General features: G+C 68.6%; 18 protein-coding genes. 11 read left to right on the top strand and 7 right to left on the bottom strand.

Annotated elements, in window-relative coordinates:
- The first annotated feature begins 24 nt into the window (after positions 1 to 24).
- Entirely contained in the window at positions 25 to 1,266 is a 1,242-nt protein-coding gene (locus O7610_RS22880; RefSeq protein WP_281552502.1) for a hypothetical protein, read from the top strand.
- A gap of 81 nt (positions 1,267 to 1,347) precedes the next feature.
- On the opposite strand, the gene drmC is transcribed toward O7610_RS22880, so the two are convergent.
- The 3 genes from drmC to drmA are packed head-to-tail and all read right to left on the bottom strand — an operon-like array spanning position 1,348 to position 7,629.
- Positions 1,348 to 2,166: a DISARM system phospholipase D-like protein DrmC gene (gene drmC, locus O7610_RS22875; RefSeq protein WP_281552501.1), complete on the bottom strand. Its 819-nt coding sequence runs from the start codon at positions 2,164 to 2,166 to the stop codon at positions 1,348 to 1,350.
- A 13-nt stretch (positions 2,167 to 2,179) separates the two neighbouring features.
- Positions 2,180 to 4,021 (bottom strand): MrfA Zn-binding domain-containing protein, encoded by a 1,842-nt coding sequence (drmB, locus tag O7610_RS22870; RefSeq protein WP_281552500.1) that lies wholly within the window; start codon positions 4,019 to 4,021, stop codon positions 2,180 to 2,182.
- Entirely contained in the window at positions 4,018 to 7,629 is a 3,612-nt protein-coding gene (gene drmA / locus O7610_RS22865; protein ID WP_281552499.1) for a DISARM system helicase DrmA, read from the bottom strand. The genes drmB and drmA overlap by 4 nt, the downstream gene beginning before the upstream one ends.
- 271 nt (positions 7,630 to 7,900) lie before the next feature.
- Between drmA and O7610_RS22860 the strand changes: the two genes are divergently transcribed.
- The 6 genes from O7610_RS22860 to O7610_RS22835 all read left to right on the top strand — a co-directional run bounded on the left by O7610_RS22860 (position 7,901) and on the right by O7610_RS22835 (position 11,790).
- Positions 7,901 to 8,866: a hypothetical protein gene (locus tag O7610_RS22860; protein WP_289211814.1), complete on the top strand. Its 966-nt coding sequence runs from the start codon at positions 7,901 to 7,903 to the stop codon at positions 8,864 to 8,866.
- Positions 8,863 to 9,921 carry a hypothetical protein gene (locus tag O7610_RS22855; RefSeq protein WP_289211813.1) on the top strand — a complete coding sequence of 353 codons (1,059 nt, stop codon included), beginning with the start codon at positions 8,863 to 8,865 and terminating at the stop codon, positions 9,919 to 9,921. Before O7610_RS22860 ends, O7610_RS22855 begins: the two co-directional genes overlap by 4 nt.
- Before the next feature lie 94 nt (positions 9,922 to 10,015).
- On the top strand, positions 10,016 to 10,816 hold the full coding sequence (locus O7610_RS22850) for a protein phosphatase 2C domain-containing protein (protein WP_289211812.1): 801 nt from the start codon (positions 10,016 to 10,018) through the stop codon (positions 10,814 to 10,816).
- A 25-nt stretch (positions 10,817 to 10,841) separates the two neighbouring features.
- On the top strand, positions 10,842 to 11,162 hold the full coding sequence (locus O7610_RS22845; RefSeq protein ID WP_289211811.1) for an NUDIX domain-containing protein: 321 nt from the start codon (positions 10,842 to 10,844) through the stop codon (positions 11,160 to 11,162).
- A complete protein-coding gene (locus tag O7610_RS22840; protein ID WP_289211810.1) occupies positions 11,159 to 11,305 on the top strand; it encodes a hypothetical protein in 147 nt (48 codons plus the stop codon). The genes O7610_RS22845 and O7610_RS22840 overlap by 4 nt, the downstream gene beginning before the upstream one ends.
- Complete coding sequence (locus tag O7610_RS22835) at positions 11,302 to 11,790, top strand: hypothetical protein (protein ID WP_281552494.1); 489 nt, start codon at positions 11,302 to 11,304, stop codon at positions 11,788 to 11,790. Before O7610_RS22840 ends, O7610_RS22835 begins: the two co-directional genes overlap by 4 nt.
- 81 nt (positions 11,791 to 11,871) lie before the next feature.
- On the opposite strand, the gene O7610_RS22830 is transcribed toward O7610_RS22835, so the two are convergent.
- From O7610_RS22830 to O7610_RS22820, 3 genes are read right to left on the bottom strand one after another with little or no spacing between them, the layout of a single operon-like run.
- Positions 11,872 to 12,642, bottom strand: coding sequence for a DNA-processing protein DprA (locus O7610_RS22830; protein ID WP_289211809.1), 771 nt, complete (start codon positions 12,640 to 12,642; stop codon positions 11,872 to 11,874).
- An 18-nt stretch (positions 12,643 to 12,660) separates the two neighbouring features.
- On the bottom strand, positions 12,661 to 13,314 hold the full coding sequence (locus tag O7610_RS22825) for a DUF433 domain-containing protein (RefSeq protein ID WP_289211808.1): 654 nt from the start codon (positions 13,312 to 13,314) through the stop codon (positions 12,661 to 12,663).
- Positions 13,315 to 13,316: 2 nt separating this feature from the next.
- On the bottom strand, positions 13,317 to 13,646 hold the full coding sequence (locus O7610_RS22820; protein WP_289211807.1) for a hypothetical protein: 330 nt from the start codon (positions 13,644 to 13,646) through the stop codon (positions 13,317 to 13,319).
- Between the two features lie 138 nt (positions 13,647 to 13,784).
- Here O7610_RS22820 and O7610_RS22815 point away from each other — a divergent pair, with 138 nt between their 5' ends.
- The 3 genes from O7610_RS22815 (at position 13,785) to O7610_RS22805 (ending at position 16,323) form a co-directional block, all read left to right on the top strand.
- Positions 13,785 to 14,681 (top strand): helix-turn-helix domain-containing protein, encoded by an 897-nt coding sequence (locus O7610_RS22815; protein WP_289211806.1) that lies wholly within the window; start codon positions 13,785 to 13,787, stop codon positions 14,679 to 14,681.
- Entirely contained in the window at positions 14,678 to 14,884 is a 207-nt protein-coding gene (locus tag O7610_RS22810) for a DUF397 domain-containing protein (RefSeq protein WP_289211805.1), read from the top strand. The genes O7610_RS22815 and O7610_RS22810 overlap by 4 nt, the downstream gene beginning before the upstream one ends.
- Positions 14,885 to 15,489: 605 nt before the next feature.
- The gene (locus O7610_RS22805) at positions 15,490 to 16,323 is read left to right on the top strand and encodes a hypothetical protein (RefSeq protein WP_289211804.1); all 834 of its coding nucleotides are present in this window, start codon (positions 15,490 to 15,492) and stop codon (positions 16,321 to 16,323) included.
- Positions 16,324 to 16,423: 100 nt separating this feature from the next.
- Here the strand turns inward: O7610_RS22805 and O7610_RS22800 are convergent, their stop codons facing one another.
- Positions 16,424 to 16,642, bottom strand: a complete 219-nt coding sequence (locus tag O7610_RS22800) for a hypothetical protein (RefSeq protein WP_289211803.1) — start codon at positions 16,640 to 16,642, stop codon at positions 16,424 to 16,426.
- 49 nt (positions 16,643 to 16,691) lie between these two features.
- Here O7610_RS22800 and O7610_RS22795 point away from each other — a divergent pair, with 49 nt between their 5' ends.
- A complete protein-coding gene (locus O7610_RS22795; RefSeq protein WP_289211802.1) occupies positions 16,692 to 17,120 on the top strand; it encodes an Imm1 family immunity protein in 429 nt (142 codons plus the stop codon).
- Positions 17,121 to 17,124: the final 4 nt, after the last annotated feature.

Here is a 17,124-nt window from a genome sequence, read left to right as displayed (position 1 = left end):
CCTGCATCACCAGACTTGGCACTCATGACATTCCTGCAACGCCGTCGGATGTTCCGACACGCCCGCACCGCGACCGTCCTGTCCGTACTGATGCTGGGTCCGATGCTCGCCGTGAGCACCCCGGCCGCCGCCTCCTCCACCGTGCCCACCGCGGAGATGGCCGACTGTCTGCTCTACGAGTCCGCCGAAGAGCTGGCCTGCTACCGCGACTTCCGGACCGCCATGAAGGTGGCGACCGCCGGGGCGGTCACCGACGCCCCGCGTGACGGCAGCCGACTCGACGCGGCGACCACCGAGCGGATCGCCGCCGCCGGCACCGCCGCCACCCGCGCCATGGCTTCGGGTACGTCCGCGGCCGCCCAGGTGGTCCTCGGGATCGCGTACCAGAACGCCAACTACACCGGCGGCTCACTGAGCATGGTCTCGCGATCCGGCACCTGCAGCGGCGGCAAGTACTACAACTTCAACAACCTCGCTGACGCCGGCGCCGCCTGGAGTAACGTGATCAGTTCATACAAGAACATCACCGACTGCGCCAGCAACTATTACGTCAACACCAACCAGTCCGGCACCCCCCACATGTGGTACTCGCACGACCAGCTCGCGCAGGTGCCCGCCGACAACCAGTACAGCTCGGTCAGGTTCTGGGACGGACCGTCCCGCGCGGAGCTTTTCGAGCACTGCGACAGCCGGGCCGTGTCCTGCCAGTTCGTTGCGGGGACACCGGTGACCGAGACCACCGCCGGCTTCCACGAGGTCGCCTCGCACTTCAACTGCACCCCGTACGACAACAGCCTGTCGGTCGAATGGTCCGACACCACCGGTGGGTCGATCAGCATGACCGCCGAGGTGCCCGCGACCACCTTCGGCTCCAGCGCGCTGAGCAACGTGTCGACGAGCATCAGCCAGAGCATCGGCCGGCAGTGGAACTGGGAGTCGACGGTCTCCCGGACCACGTCGCTCAACGCCGGCCCGTCGGGCTGGGCCGCGCTGGACCGCAGCCCCAAGCTGCAGACCGCCCAGGGCACGATCGAGATCAAGCTGAAGAACAAGGCCTGGGGCCGCAAGGAGTGGTACATCTGGGACTTCGAGGCGACCGTCGAGGTCCCCGACCACCTGGGCGTCACCCGGTCCCGGGGCGGCCCGATGACCGAGGCCCAGATCGCTGAGCTCTGCACCGACCCGGCCCGCCGGGCTGCCGCCGCGCCGACCCGCTCCGAGACCCGCCGCGAGCTCGCCGACGACCGGCCAGCCACCGCCAGCTGATCCCTGCCCCGCCTTCCGGCCCGGGGTGTCCGCTGGCGGACACCCCGGGCCGGGGTGCCTTGTGAGGCCGCGACCTACCGGTCAGAGTCGCCGCAGGACTCCGGTGCGCGGTTCCATCAGCGCGGCGAAGTGGTCGACGAGTCGCCGTACCGCGTCCGGGTCCCGCACCACCACCCCGACTTCCAGGTTGTCCGACAGCGCCCGGTCGGTCAGGTTGGCGCTGCTGACCAGGGCGGCGTCGGTGTCGGCGGCGATCACCTTGGCGTGCAGGGCCGGAAGCGACCGGCCGGGCTGTCGCCGCGCCGCCGGCCAGTGCCAGCAGGTGACCCGGTCGCCGAGGCCGGCGAAGACGTCCGCTCCGGTCACCCCGCGCAGCGGTCCACCGTCGGCGGTGCCGCTCTCCAACACCAGGTCGACCCGGACGCCGCGGTCGGCGGCGGCGGACACCTCGGCGACGACCTCGGCGACGCCGTACGCGGCGAAGCTGACCATCAGCAGTGATCGGCGGGCCTGCCGGATCAACTCGACCACCACCGACCGGGTCAGCCGGACCGCGACGGCCGGGCTGCTCGGCCCGCTGACCACCAGCTCGGTACGCCGTACTTCGGCCCGTCGCTGCAGGTGGGCGGCGCTGCGCAGAGCGAGCGCGACGGCCGCACCGGGCAGGTCGGGGGCGTGACTTCGCCAGACGGCGACCAGCCGCCGGGCGTGGGCGGCGACCGCGTACCCGGGGCGGGCGTCGATCAGCGCGGCCTCCACCGTGGCCTCCGACCGCTGGACCGAGGCCAGTACGCCGGCCCAGGCGGCGACGTGCCCGGCCGGCAGCTCGGCGGCCAACTCGGCGACGGTTTCGGCCAGCACCTCGGAAGGAAGTCCGGCGGTGGCCTCGGACGGGTTCACCGCTGGCAGCCGGTCACCTGAAGAAGCCGCACTCGTTGTCGGCGAGGGTGTCGACCAGCAACGACCGGTCCAGGTAGTGGTTGCCGCCTTCGCAGGACGTTTCGGCGGCGTACAGGCAGGCATGGCAGGCGGCTCCGGCGAGCCGGCCGTGCACCGTCGGGTCGTGTTCGGCACAGAGCGGGTCGGAGCTGCACAGCCGGGCACCGTGCAACGCGCGGTCGATGAGTGGGCCGAGCCGGTCGGCCCGGCCGAGGGTGACCAGGCCACCGAGGGTGCCTTCACTGTCCGGGGCGGCGGTGTAGAGCAGCACCCCGGCCATCGGCGAGTCGCCGGCACGCGCGTACACCCGCTCGCCGATGCCGGAGGCGCTGTAGCCGCATTCCAGCGCCAGCTCCCGGATCAGGGTGTGCCCGAGGGTGTGCAGCAGCAGGTAGCGCAGGCCGGGCCAGCCTCCGGGGGGTAGTTGGCGCTGCGCCCGCCATTTGTCGTGGGCCCGGATCAGCAGGTGTTCGCGGGCTTTGACCGCGGGGTCGTGCTCCCAGGCGACGATGCGTTCCTCGGCGAACCGCAGGAAGATGCCTTCACCGCGGGTTTCGGCGCACGGCACCCAGGTGGGCGGCTCGGCGGACAGCGGTGCGCGGCACTGGTCGGGGGTGTCGAGCACGTCCCGTTCGGGGGCGTCGATGCGGGTGAAGCCGTACAGTGCGGCGACCCGACGCAGCCGGGGCACCAGCACCACCTGGCTCAGCCAGTCCCGGTGCCCGGCCGGGACCGGCTCCGGCCGGGTGGTGAAGTCCGGCAGTGCCGCGCCGACGCTGGCGGTGAACGCGCGCCACTCGGGCAGGTGCAGGTCGAGATTGTCCCAGTCACCGCCGCCGGGGGTGTCGCCGGCTTCGTGCCGCCGCTGGATCGCCGCCCACACCTTGTCCACTCCGTGCGGTTGCAGCTCGGACCAGCAGGTCTGGGTGGGCAGGATCATCGTGCCGGTCTCCGCTGGCAGCGGGGCGAGCACGCTCAGCGTCGGCCAGAATTCGGCGACCAGGTGGTCCACCGGGTGTTCAGCCTTCGGCACGCTGAACACCGCCGCCTGCATGGCGAACCAGCTGTTGGTGGCGCCGAGCGCCAGGGTGCGCGGCGGCGCGTCGCACGGTTCGTAGCTGCCCAGGTGCGGGTGGCGGCCCCGGCAGGCGGGCAGGTTGCGGTCGGCGAGCGCCCCGATCGCGTCCGAGATGGGCCGCGCCGCCGCGCACTGGCCGCAGGTGACGAAGATGTTGGTGGTCTCGCCGGTGCTGCCGCGTTCGGACAGTTGCAGCGGGTGCCCGGCCCCGGGGTCGCTGCCCCGGTGCACGAAGTACGACCAGGGAAAGTCGTCGAGGTGGCCGTTGCCGCAGGCCAGCACGAACCGGGCCGGTACGGCGGTGGGTCGGCCGCCGCCGTTGCCCCGGCAGGTGTGCACGTAGCGGACCTTGTCCGGCGTCGGCGCCGAGACCAGCTCGAACAGACCCGACTCGACTGGGGCGAGTTGGTTGCACCGGGTGTCGGAGCAACGCAACCAGGCGGGAAACAACGCGACCGGCACCCCGATGCGGGCCCATTCGGCGTACGGGTCGGAGGTTTCCGGCAGGTGCGGCGGCAGCCGCAGCGCCTGCACCTGGTGACCGAGTTTGGCGCGCATGGCGGCGAGCAGCCGGTCTTCGGTGATGACGGTGGCGCGGGCCAGCTCCCAGTGGTCGAGGCCGAGCGGCATCACCGACAGGCTGGGCAGGTCGGCGACGGAGCCGATGCCGTAGGTGTGCAGCAGCTGGTTGGGGCGCAGCGCGCCGACCCGCAGTTGCCGTAGCTGTGGTTCGCTCACGCCAGCGCCTCCGGCCCGTCGGCTCCGCCAGCGGCCCCACCGGCGGCGGCCCCGGTGCCGGTCGCCGGATCGACGCGGGGCACGAACGGTGGCGGTGGTTCCGCCATGGCTGCCCCGGCGAGCTGCAGCTGCAGCTGTACGCCGGGTTCGACGTCGCGCAGCGAGGTGGGGCAGGTGGTCTGCCGCCAGCGGCCCTCCTCGGGGCGGTGCAGCAGCCCGGCGGTGTCGTCGCTGCGGCGTGGTTTGTCGTACGCGAGCCGCCGGGCGGGCATGGCCCGTTCCCGCGCCCACGCGTCGAGCCGCGCTTCCAGCTCGTCCTCGACGCGTAGCCGTACGGCGTTGTCGGCGGCGACGTCGCTGCGCCGGGCGAGGAAACGCACCACGTGGTCGGCGAGGGGGCCGTAGCGGTCGAAGTGCTGGGCGCTCAGGTTGCCGTTGTAGGTGTGTTCCAGGTTGCGGATCAGGGCGACCAGCACCCCGGTCAATCCGCGGTCGATGGCCCGTTCGGCGAACGGGGTGACCGACAGCGCTTCGACCTGCCGGTAGACGGTGGCGTGGAAGTGGTCGAAGCGTTCGTAGTGTGACAGGTCGCGGGGGCGGGCCCAGTTGTAGACGGTGAAGACGATGCCGGGGGCGGCGCGACCGACCCGGCTGGTGGCCTGGATGTACTCGGCGGCCGACTTGGGCTGGTTGGCGACGACCATCACGCCGAGCCGGGAGACGTCGACCCCGACGGAGATCATGCTGGTGGCGAGGAGCACGTCGATCGGTCTCGGGCCGGCTTTGCCGCGCCCGCCGGTGAACCGGACGGCGAGCCGGTCCAGCAGTGGCCGGATCGCGTCGGAGGACATCCGGGAGGTCAGTTCCTCCAGCAGCGGGTCGTAGCGGCGGGCCAGGCCGCGTTCGTCGGCGCGGGCGAGTCGGGTGGAGACGTCGTCTTCGACGAGGCGTCGCATGCCGCCGAGGTCGCGCAGGCTGTTGAAGTAGCCGACCAGGGTCATGTACGGGTCGGTGACGTCGTTGCGGCCGTAGCGTTCGTGCAGCTTCTGGGCGGCACCGAGGACCGACACGTACACCCGGATCAGGGCCGACTTGATCCGGGTGCCGTGGGCGCAGATGCCGATGTAGCGCCGGCCGGGACGCTGGTCGGGGTCGCGCTGGCGGGCGAAGAAGCTGTCGGCGGCGTCCAGGCCGGGCGGTGGGAAGACGCTGGTCGAGCGGTGGAACAGTGCGCCGATCTGCTGGTGGGCGCGGCGGACGGTCGCGGTGGAGGCGATCACCTTGGGCCGGGTCGAGTGACCGGTCACCGGCTGCCAGGTGGCGAGCCGGTCGACGGCGGTCTCGTAGAGGCCGACGAGGGAGCCGAGCGGACCGGAGATCAGGTGCAGCTCGTCCTGGATGATCAGGTCGGGGGGTCGCAGCCGGGGGCAGTCGACGATGCTGGCCGGCCCGGCGGTGCCGGCGGCCCGGTGGTACGTCGCTTCCCAGTCGGCGTGTTCCAGGTCTTCGGTGACGTAGCCGTGCCGTTCACAGCGCCGGCTGACCTGCCCGAACAACGCTGCTGTCGCGCCTTTCCAGGCCAGTTGGGCGAACTTGTCGACGGTGGCGATCAGCAGGGCCGGCGGGTGCCGGTAGATCTCCTCGTCGACGACGAGCACCGGCAGCCCGCGCTGGTCGTCGGGCCGGCCGAACCCGGCGAGGTCGCTGAACGGGCATTCGACGTCGGGGCAGCGGACCAGGGTCCGGCGGTACGTCGGGTCGATCACGATGTCCCGGCCGGGTTCGATCCGGCTGCCGCACCACGGGCAGCTGGTCAGCTGGTGCGGTGAGCCGTGGCCCCGGGTGGCGGCGCCGCGCCGGCCACGCTGCTGCTGCTGCCACTGCCGGGCCTGGTCGGTGTGGTTGGGGGTGACCTTGCCGCCGACCCACAGTCCGATCCGGATCGGCGTGTCGCCCCAGGTGGTTTCGTCGGCCAGGCGCAGCGTCTCGGCGGCGCAGATCAGGGTGGCGGCCCGCTCGAACTGTTGGATGGTGAGCAGCCGCAGCGTGTAGCGCATCAGCACGGCGAGGCCGTCGGCGGCGACCAGTCCGCCGTGGGCGGGTTGCAGCCGGCGGATCGCGATGGTGAAGGCGGTCAACCCGAGGTACGCCTCGGTCTTGCCGCCACCGGTGGGGAACCACAGCAGGTCGGCGACGGCCCGCTGCTGGTCCTCGGTGCGTTCGGCGTGCCGGGGGTCGGCCAGCGCCGGCAGATTGATCAGCAGGAAGGCGAGCTGGAACGGCCGCCAGCGGTGGTTGACGGGCTGGTCGGCGGCGGCGGTCGCCGCCGCGAGCCCGACGCCGGGGTGTTCGCGACGGGCGTCGGCGACCCTGGTGTGCACCCGCTGCAGGTACATCGCCCGGTTGGCGAAGCCGAAGGCGCGGCGGGCGGCCGGGTCGGTGGCGAGCAGGCCGATGCCGGCGGCGATCCGGTCGGCGGCCCGGCGGGCGTCGCGCAGCGCCTCGGTGACCTGCTGACGGTGTTCGGTGAGCCGGCGGTGCGGCTGGTCGGCGGCGGCTTCGTTGCCGGCGATCCAGGCCCGGTAGCCGTCGACGAGCGGGGTCAGCGCCGCCAGCAGCGGATCACCGGCCGGACCGCGTGCCGTGCCTCTGGCCGGGGCGGCCGGCGGGGTGGCGGCCAGCTCGGCGAGGCGTTTCATGTCGAGCTCGACGGCGGCCAGCTCCGGCAGATCGGGGTCGGTGTCGGCGGTCGGCACGTCGGTGAACGGCAGTTCGTGTACGGGCACCGGGCAGGTGCGGATCCGGTGGGCGCGCAGCGCGGGGTCACCGCCGGCTGCCGGGTCGGCCCGCACGGCGGTGCCGTGGCCGACGGCGTACTCGGGGTGGAAGCGGTAGGCCATCGCGAGCCGGCGGCGTTCGGCCTGGTCGGAGGCGTCGCCGCCGGTGATCTGCTCGGGTCGGGGCCAGAAGACCGGCTGGTCGCCGTCGCCGGTGGCGGACAGCTCCACCTGGAAGATCCAGGAGCTGGCGTCGCGCCGCGCGCCGGGCCGCTGCCGGTTCTCCAGGAACAGGGAGATCAGCCAGCGGCCGTCGCGGCGGCGGGCCCGGCCGCGTACCACGATGTCGGGTTGGTCCGGGTCGGGGGCCTGCGGCGGCAGCGGGCCTTCGGCGAGTACGACGATGATGGTGCCGCCGTGGCTCTGGCGCTGCCAGACCCGGCCGGCGTGTTCCTCGCGCTGCGAGGTGGCCCGGTCGTAGCGACCCCAGCCGCCGGTGACCCGCAGCGCGGTGGCGGCACCGTCCACGGTGGCGGTGAAGCCGAGCGCAGACGGGGCGAGGCTGGGCACGTTGGGCGCGCTCGGCTCCGGCTGGCCCTCCATGATGTCCGGTGCGCTGGCGTCGGAGAGCTCGTCCTGGGTGTCGGGCTCGACGGCCTGGCCGTTGGGGGCGAGCCGGCCGAGCAGGTAGCGGTCGAGCGGGCTCTCCTGGGTGCCGAACTCCTCGTCCGGCCCGTCGAGCGGCCCGAGCAGGTCGGCCAGGACCAGCGCCTGCAGCTCGTCGCGGATCACGCCCGCGTCTGGTCTGCCGAGTACGCCCGCCTCACCCATGCCCGCCACCGTAACGGCTCCCACCGAAACCGTCCTCATGCGATCGACTGCACCTGCCGACCGGAAAGCGTGATCACTTGAGTACTTTGACCGTCCGGCAAATGTCGATCATGAGCGAACTGAAGATCAATATCGCCCGCTGAACCTGGACCATCATCCCGATGTGGACAAATCAAAAGGCCATGACTTCGCGCCACGGTGCGCCGCCGTACGGTCCTTGGCCGTACGGCGCTACTGTCGTCATCTCGCGATCACGAAGGAGGGTCAGCCATTGGAGGCGCGGCTGTTGCCGATCAACGCCCTGCTCGGGCTGCTGACGGCCGGTGATATCACTCCGCCCGTGCTGGCTCAGGCAGGATTTCGCCCAGCCGGGCTGGAAATTCCCGCCAGCGGCGACGCCGGCAATGCCGTCATCGATGCCCTACTGTTCCACGAGGCCAGCAATCATCTGGTGCAGTGCGAAGCGAAGTCCGGTGCCAACATCGAGGTGCGGCAGGCTTTCGCATACGCGGCGATGGGCCCTGAGTCGTTGGTGCAGGCCGCAGGCGTGACTCTGACGCACCGGACCCCGCCGACGCTGGAGACGCTATACATCTGCTTGTCGAAGCACGCCAGCCGGATCAGCCTGAGCCTGGAGAGTGCGGGAGTGTCTGCGCCCCTGCTTGCGGTCGCTCACCGACGCGTCGACCTGCACAACAGGGAGCATGCGTCAGGACTACTCACCAGGGCTCTCGGCGAAGGCGTAGACCTGGCCGGCCCACCACCTTCGATCATTCCGTTCGACCCCGACTCTCCGGTAGAGGTAGCTGAGGAGTACGTCCTAGCGGCGCTCGTCGCCATGCTCACGCACAGAGCACCAGCCGTCACAATGACTAGCCTTACCGAGCGGGTCGCCCCCTACTACAGCATCTACGGACAAAAGGCGCAGACCGGACTCAGGCGCCTCGTCACTCAGGCTGCTCGAAGTGTCGCCGACCGCGAGCCTGCATGGTTCGCGTTCGAGCGACGCACAGCGACTCGATCCGAAGACCGTATCCAGTTCAGGAAGACTCCTGAGGATCTTCATCACAGAGGCCGCACCACCTCATATCAAAGCATCGGAAAGGTGACCAAAGGGATCAAACGCCCAGGGCGCGCCGAGATTGATGGACAATTGGACCTGCTCCAAGAGCTAGAGGTCGCGGATACTGGCCTGGAGGAGTCGCAGGAGGAAGACGAGCAGGGAGGTGGATCTTGACCGCACGGGCCGCCATGGCAGATGAACTTGCACTGAGCCCTACCTCACCCACCAAGACGTTCGTCGTGGAGGCCCATGTAGAGGATCCGTTGGAGTGTCTGCGTGGGCTCACCGGCTCCGGCCGGGTCGAGGAAAGCACCGACGCCTTCCTCTTCAAGGTCCACACCGAGTTCGGCTATTTCTGGGTAGATCAACTCAACCCCAGATTCTGGAGCCTGCACACGGACATGCCGACAAAGAATGCCGGCTCGTTGGTCAACGGCTGGGTAGCCAACCGCCGTGACCTCGACTGGATGTGGCTGCCCTCCGATCATCTACGGCACATGTGGCCGAACGCCCAGACACGGCGCGTGCGTACCAATTTCAAGGGTACGGCTCTGCTCGGCTCTGCCGGAGCCGAAACCGAGGAGCTTGGGTTCCAACTGTCTGGCCGCAACGCAGAGGCGTTCCTTGACTTCCTCTCACGCAGCGACTACCGCGACGCCGTTCCGTTCGATCGGATCGAGAGCCATATCGATGACCCCGACTTCGGTGGAGTACGGGAAGCGGTCAGCAGGATGGGCAAGTTCGTCGCGTCCGGCGACTCCTTCCCACTGCACCTCGCCTTCGTCAGCCGGGCCGTGAGCCGGTACAGCAAGCTGGTGACGCTCTGTGAAAGCAAGGCCATCTCCTGGTCGGCCCTTGGCACCGAGGATGGCGGCGGCAACGTGATGGGCGGGCCGATCGCCATCCGATTCAGCAAACAGATTCATGATCAGGATGCCTTCCTCAGCGAACTGTTCTCATCGAGAGCGCCGTTCCGGCTCTGGGGCCGCCCAGCCGTCACCGCTGACGGCGTCGCCGAAGTCGCCGCCGTGGATCTGCACGTGGGCCAGCAGTTGCGGATCGATGTCGGCAACGACTGGATGAGGATCTACCTGGAGAAGGGCGGTTGTGGCAACACAGTCGCCAGACTGGTGAGCAACCTGCAGCACCACTTCGATGCCGCGCTCCAGATGGTCGACCCCGAGCTTCAAGCAGCCATCAGCCCTCGCCCCCTGGCCAGCACCGCCTAAGTTATTCATTCACGACCCGTTCGCCCGGAAGGCTGACTCGCAGCCCTCGCTCAAGTGGAAGCCTGCTGGCACTCGTTCCGAGGATTGGAGCAAGATGAAGGTTCGGGATTCGGTCACCACTGCCGGCGGGGCCAGGTCCAACGAGGACCGGGTGGGCCACGCGGGTTCGCTGGCCTGGGTGATCGACGGTGCCACCGATCTGTACGACGACGCTGCCCTGCCCGCAGAGCGTGACGTGGTGTGGCTGGTCGACCTGGTCGGGGCGCTCCTCACAGAATCCGGGACGGACGGTTATCAGGGCAGCGGCGCCGACCTGTTGGAGCGGATCGCCGTCGAGGTGCATCGGCAGCAGGAGGCGTACGGCTTCCCGTCGGACCGGATGCCGCCGGCCTGCTCGATCGGCCTCTGCGTCGACCAGGGCGACGACTTCGAGCTGACCCGTATCGGCGACGCCACCGCTGTCATCGACGGCGACACCACCCGTGTCCTCGCCACCAGCTACTTCGACGGGCGCGAGGCGGCAGCGGTGCGGGCCCGCGAAACTGATCCGGCAAAGGTCGTCGCGGCCATGCAGCAGCGACGCCGGCACACGATGACCTCCGGTGATGTCGAATCGGTCTTCTCCGGCCACCCGCAGCGCCGCCTCGTCCCGCACCAGATCACTGCGGACTGGGCAGGGACCAGCCACATCCTGCTCTGCACGGACGGCTTCGCCCGGCTGGTCACCGACTATCAGCTCTACCCCGGATGGTCCGAGGTCGTCGCCGAGGCCCGGGAGCGCGGGGTGGCGTACCTGGAGAAGCTGATCCGGCAGACGGAGAGCGACCCTGCCGTCGGCGGTGACCGTTTCAAACGCGCCGACGACGTCGCCGCCGTCCTGATCTCCGCAGGCTGAGGCCGTACGGATGGGAGCCTCTGCCGTGTCCGACCGGCCGCCGTACCTCGTCGAACGCAACCCGGGCTACTTCGAGTACCAGTTGCCGATCTCGGTGAAGCTGGTCGTCGACCACCATGGTCGGGTGCCGCTGCTGAAGAACGAGCGCGACGAGTGGGAGCTGCCCGGCGGCAAGCTGGAAGTCGGCGAGTCACCGGAGCAGGGCGTCTGCCGGGAAGTCGCCGAGGAGCTGGGCCTGACAATCACCGGCGTGCGGATCATCGACTCGTGGGTGTACGAGATCACCCCGCTTCGGCACGTCTTCATCGTCAGCTTCGGTGCGGTCTACACGGGTGAAGAAGAGTGATCTACACCGACGAGCACAAGGAGCTCGGGGTCTTCGGCTACGACGAGGTGCCCGACCTGCATATGCCGGCACCGTACAAGGCGACGATTTCCCGCTGGCGCGACCTCGTCCGCAGTTCGACGTCACCCATGCGTTCGACATGATCCGGCGGAAGGGCTACCCCCGCTGGGGTAGCCGGCCCGCTCGGGTGTTCCTCGCCGTCATGTCGGCCGCGGTGTGTTTCGGCTGTACGTCGAGTCCGCCGGTCTCCGTCGCCGAATCGGACCCGACGCTGCTCGTTCACGACGTACGACGTGGTGGCGACGACGCGCAGATCGACGGATACCTGCGCCACCTCGCCGACGACGACTGTTTCGTCCTCGAACCGGACGCGACGACCGGGCAGGACGGGATGCGCAACGTCGCTGTCTGGCCGCCCGGCACGAAGGTGTGGCGGGACGGTGGGCAGGTCGCCGGGGTCGACGTACCGGGCCGGGAGCCGATCGCGATCGGCAGCCGGGTCGTCGGCGGTGGCGGCTACGCCAACCCCTCGACCAGCGACCTCGACCTGCCCGATGTCGCCCCCTACTGCCTGACCGGCGGCGGCGAGTTCGCCATGCTGCACACCATCACCAGCGTCACGCCATGAACGACAGGATCTCAATCGACCAACCGGCTCATGGCTTCGCCGCACAGGCGCTCGATCAGCAAGAGCTTCCGCTACGGCTGTCTACTTGAGTGGGAGCCGGTTGAGGATGCCGTCGACGGCTTCGATCAGCTCTGCTGTGCAGCGTACGACGTGGACGCCCGGCCTGTTGGCCAGGGCTTGCGCCCACTGGCTTTGCAGGGCATGGCTGGTCAGGATCACCGGCCAGCCATGCCCGAGGGCAAGGCGAGCCTGGATCCGGGCACCGCTGGTCTCGCCAGCTTCGACGATGAGGGTCGCTACCGCGTACCCGCTCATCACCGCGTTGCGCATCGGGAAGCTCTGCCGGGTAGGGCCGGCGTCGGGCCGGAACTGGCTGACGACCAGGCCGACTTCGGCAATGTGGTCCTGCAGCCGTCGGTTGGCCGACGGATAGTAGTTGCGGATGCCGGTGCCGATGACCGCGACGGTCCGGCCACCGGCTGCGAGGGCTGCGGTGTGCGCAGCGGTGTCGATGCCGTGCGCAAGCCCGCTGGCGACCGTCACTCCCCGGTTGACCAGCGACGCGGCTACCGATCGGGCGATGACCAGTCCGCGCTCGGACGCCTTGCGGCTGCCGATGACGGCGATGGCCCGGTCGTTGGCACGCAGCCTGCCACGGGTGAACAGCAGCGGAGGTGCCTCCTTGATGCCGCGCAGCTGGGCGGGGTAGCTGTCGTCGGAGAAGGCGTGTACGCCGATCCCGTCCGCCTGCCATCCGGCGATCTCGTCGGCAGTGGCGGCAACCAGCTCAGCACCGGAGCCGGTCACGGCCGGAAACAGTGTCTCGGGCTGACACAGCGTTCGGTCGGGCATCGAACCTCCCACATCCAGTCAACGGCCGGGGCGGGTGCCGGACTCGTAGGCCAGCGCCCAGGCAACGTCAGCCGGGGTCAGGGCGTACATCTCGGCGATCGTCTCGGGGTCGGTGCCTGCCGCCTGGTGTTCGGCGATGCTCTCGGTGCTCACCCCGCCGATGGCGGGCCGGCCGAAGCGCACGTCGGGCCGGATGCGTACGGGCGAGTCGGGGCTGGGGTCGGGTCGGTAGCTGGCCGCGGAGTCGCCGGCCCAGCCGACTCGCCGGTGGAAGGCCGCTGCCTGCGGGGTCAGCGTCAGGCGGTCGCCGGTCGTCACGACGAGCCACCAGCGCGGATGCAGGCTGGCGGCGGCCTGGACTTCCCAGACGACGGCGCGTCCATCGGTGAAGACTCGCCGGTCGGCGATCGGGTGCGGCACGCCGAATTGGTCCCGGAGCAACGCCAGGAAGATCGGCAGCCCGCTCATCGACACACGATGCGCCTGCCGGTGTTCCCGCAGGTAGGCGGCTTCGACGAACTCGGCCCAGTCGAGTATCCGCCGACCGGGAGGGCCGGCTCGGCTGCCGGACGGGTCGGACCGCCGCTGGCGGCCGTCGGTGACGGCCAGCCAGCGGCGCAGGGTCGACGGCGGTACGCGGAGCAGCCGGGCCGCTGCCGCTTCGGCGTACACGGCTATTCGGCGGCGGGTACGAGGACTTCCGAGCCGGACCAGTTGATGTCGAGGTTGCCGAGGTCGCTCTCGGGTTGGTCGTCTTCGTCGAGGGTGCTGAAGGCAGCGTGGTAGCAGCCGAACCCGTGGCCGCCAGCGGTCAGGGTCGCGACCGCCCAGCCGCGCAGGTTCTCCCCCAGCTTCTCCGGCTGACGCGGGTCGACGGCGACCCGGATGACTCCGAGCAGGTCGTACGTCTGGTCGCGCGTGCCGGCGTTGTCGATGCGGCACAGCGAGAACCCGTACCGCTCCCCTTCCTCCTGCTGGTAGATCAACTTTCCGAATCGGTACACGGGAACCTCCTCGTTTGCGGCGGAACTGCCGACCGTGACTAGCATCAGGGAAGTCGTTTGTTATATCAACCCCCTAGTCTGTAGCGACTTCCTGAAGTAGGCTCACCCTGCTATCCGGTCCTGTAAGGAGTGAGAAACATGATCCAGTCACCGACGGGCCAAGAGGCAACCGACGGCGCAGACGTCTCGCCCACCGTGCAGGCATGGGAACTCGGCATCAGGCTGCGCCAGCGCCGCGAAGAGCTGGGCATGACAGCGGTAGCCGCCGGCAAGGCGACCGGCATCGCCCAGGCGTACATCTCGGGCGTAGAAGCCGGCCGAGTCAAACTGCCAGCCGGCCGACTGGCTCAACTCATCGAGATCTACGAGATCGACCCGGAGGACGCAGCCGAGCTGGAAGAGCTGCGGGTGGGAGCAACCCGTCGCGCCTGGTGGCACCAGTACTCCCAACTCTTCCCCGCTGACTTCCTCCGCTTCCTCGGCTACGAAGCCGGCGCGGATCACGTCCGCAGCTACGACAACGAACTACTCCACGGACTGCTCCAGACCGAGGACTACGCCCGTGCCGTGATCCGTGGCGGCAACACCTACGTCCGGCTGACCGAGATGACCAGGCGAGTCAAGGCGCGCATGGCACGGCAGGCTCGGCTGACCGGCCCCAACCCCTTGAACGTGAGCACCGTCATCAGCGAAGCGGTCCTCCGTCAGCAGATCGGCGGCCCAGCGGTCATGCACGACCAGCTCAACCACCTGGCCAAGCTGGTATCCACGCATCCGGATCAGATCCGGATCAGGGTCGTGCCGTTCACCGCCGGAGCACACCCCGCGCTCGGCGGGCCGTTCCAGATCCTCTCGTTCCCATCGCCCCGGCTGCCTGACCTGGTCTGGCAGGAAGTCCTGACCTCCAGCGACATCATCGACCAGTCCGCTCGCGTAGCCGACTACACGATGACCTTCGCTGAGGCTGAGGAACGCGCGTTAAGCTCGCAGGACTCACTCGCGCTGATCCGCCAGATAGCCAAGGAGATGGGATGACCCCGCAGGTCGGCACCCCAGACCGGGACTGGTTCACGTCGTCGCGCAGCTCCAACAACGCCGCCTGCGTCGAGGTTCGCTTCGCTGGCGACCAGGTGGACGTACGCGACACCAAGGACCGCACCGGCCCGACCCTCGCATTCGACGCCACCACCTGGACCAGCTTCGTTACCGGCCTCAAGCACGCCCCCACCCAGCCCTGACCTCTGCCAGGCTGGGCTGCCATACCGGACTCCATGATCGGATGCGCTCCATCTGAAGCACGCTCAGCGCGTCGCGCAGATGCGGCGTATCCGATCGTCAGCCGACGTTGGCTCTCCGCTCACGGCGTCACCGCCCGCTCGATCCACTCGTCACAGCCGACTACGCAGGCGCCCTCGGGCTAGCTGAGCGGCACCAGTGCATCCTGGCGCACAAGATATGTTTTGCCCGGGTTAATTCACATATACCATCAAGTCTTGCCAGAACAGGTACCAGCATCTCATATGGGTGAATTCCGGGCCCTTGAAACAGCGGTCCACCCGCGAGTCGCGCATCAGCGTCACGCAGAGAGACAACGATAAGTCGTCAATCCGACAAGTCGATCTCTTGTAGGCACTCAACCTCTGACCAGGGCGTTTGAACGAACTATCTGCTATCACAACGGCGATGATCGTTGTACACACCGAATGGCCAAGTCAGGTACGATGAGTGCCGGCGCAGGACCGGTCTGCAAAGCACCCAGGACCGGGCCACTCGTTCAACTTCAAGTCGGTATCGAACCGATGCGCCGGTTGTGAGATGCAAGCCGACATGGAGGTTCTGATCCGTGCAGGCAACCGACGAGCGCGCAAGGCAGCAAGGACGACTTGCACTGGTTTCCGTCATAGCAACCGTAATTGGCGCGGCAGCTGGCGTCGCGCAGTGGCTAACGAGCATCGGCGCATGGGCCGTAGTCGTCCTCGGATTGGTCGGGCTTGCCGCTACGTCTTGGTCCCTCAGCAAGGTGTGGCGTGACCGCCAGGCAATTTTCGCCACGTTGCTAACCTTGCTTCTCGTTGTCATCGCCGGGGTCACCGGGGCAGCGATCGACCGCATCATCAGCCCGAACCGTCCGCTACCAACCTCGACCGATCCGCCTCCAACAGGACAGGGTTCACCCAGCCATTCCACCTCGCCGCCAGGGACCGATCGACCCGCCACCACGGCACCTGTGGACTCGACAGCTCCTGCCTCGCAGATCCCGACTGGTGAACCTCCCGTAATCGTATACGAATGGAAGGAGCGATGGAGCGACCCGATCCAGCTTCGGTTTCCGGGCGGCATCGACTTCGACTACCTGCCACCGCCCGGCCGCGCGGGATTCGGTGGCGATCTCAAGACGTCGCGCGACGGCAGCGATATGCGAACGTATAACAGCGGCAAGTTATTGGAGTGGGGCAACGAGGGCGAGCCGTCGCCGCAGCAGTGCTACGAGTTGACCGCGCGCAGCCCGGCGGGACAGGATTCGCAGTACATCAATAATCCCCAGGTGGGTAGCTGGTATTGCCTGCTGACCTGGAACGGATCACTGCCCGGCCGCATCGTTGTCTTCAGGGTGACCGAGGTAGTCGAGGGAGGCTTCAACCTCCAGGCAACGGTGTGGAACCGCGACGGCGTGTGACATCGGCTAGTACTCCAGGGTGGATTCATCAGGCAACTGCTCCGCGCTTGGCGTGTAGCGCAGATGGAGCGCATCCGATCGGAGGCCGATCCGCATCCGATCACGACGTCAATGCCCGCTCGATTCGCTCGCGAAGGCCGGCTGCGCGTTCATCCTCGAATTGGCTGAGCAGCGCCAACGCCTCCTGCCGTACCGGTAGTGCTTCTGCTTCGCGGACGGTGGCCGCGAGTGCCGTCGCCAGGTTGTGCAGCGCGACGGCGGCTTGCCATGCGTCGCCGAGCCGGCGGTTTACTCCGGCTGCCTGCCGGTGGAAGTCCACCGCTTCCTCCGACCTGCCAAGGTCCTGATACACAGGGGGGTGCCAGCCCATGGTGGCGCTAGAAGTATGGTTCGACCAGGTCCCGAAAAACGACTTCGGTCCCGGCGATCCGGTGATCATCGTGGACAATCTGGCCGACCTTGACAAGCTGATCGAGCACGTCCTGACCGTCACAGCAGGTCGGCAAGTCCCCTCCGTTGTTCAGGCAAACATTCTAGGGGCATCCGGCTTGCCCGTAATCGAAGCCGGGATCAGCCACGACCGAGGCTTCATCTCATACACGGATCGCAGCGGCGGCTTCCTCTCAATAGGGGTCACCAGCGGCAGCAGCGAGGCCACCTACGACTACATGGGAAACGAGCACATCGTCCCCGACAGCGCCGAAATCCCACTGAGTAAGGTCCGCCAGTGGCTGGCCGATTTCATCGCCACTGGCGGACCATCAGCCACCATCCCGCTCATGCCCGACGCAAGCTAGCGCC

It is taken from the genome of Solwaraspora sp. WMMA2065 (assembly GCF_030345075.1).
Taxonomy (GTDB): domain Bacteria; phylum Actinomycetota; class Actinomycetes; order Mycobacteriales; family Micromonosporaceae; genus Micromonospora_E.
Note: the sequence above shows the minus strand (reverse complement) of the source record. Positions and strands in the feature narration are given on the sequence as shown.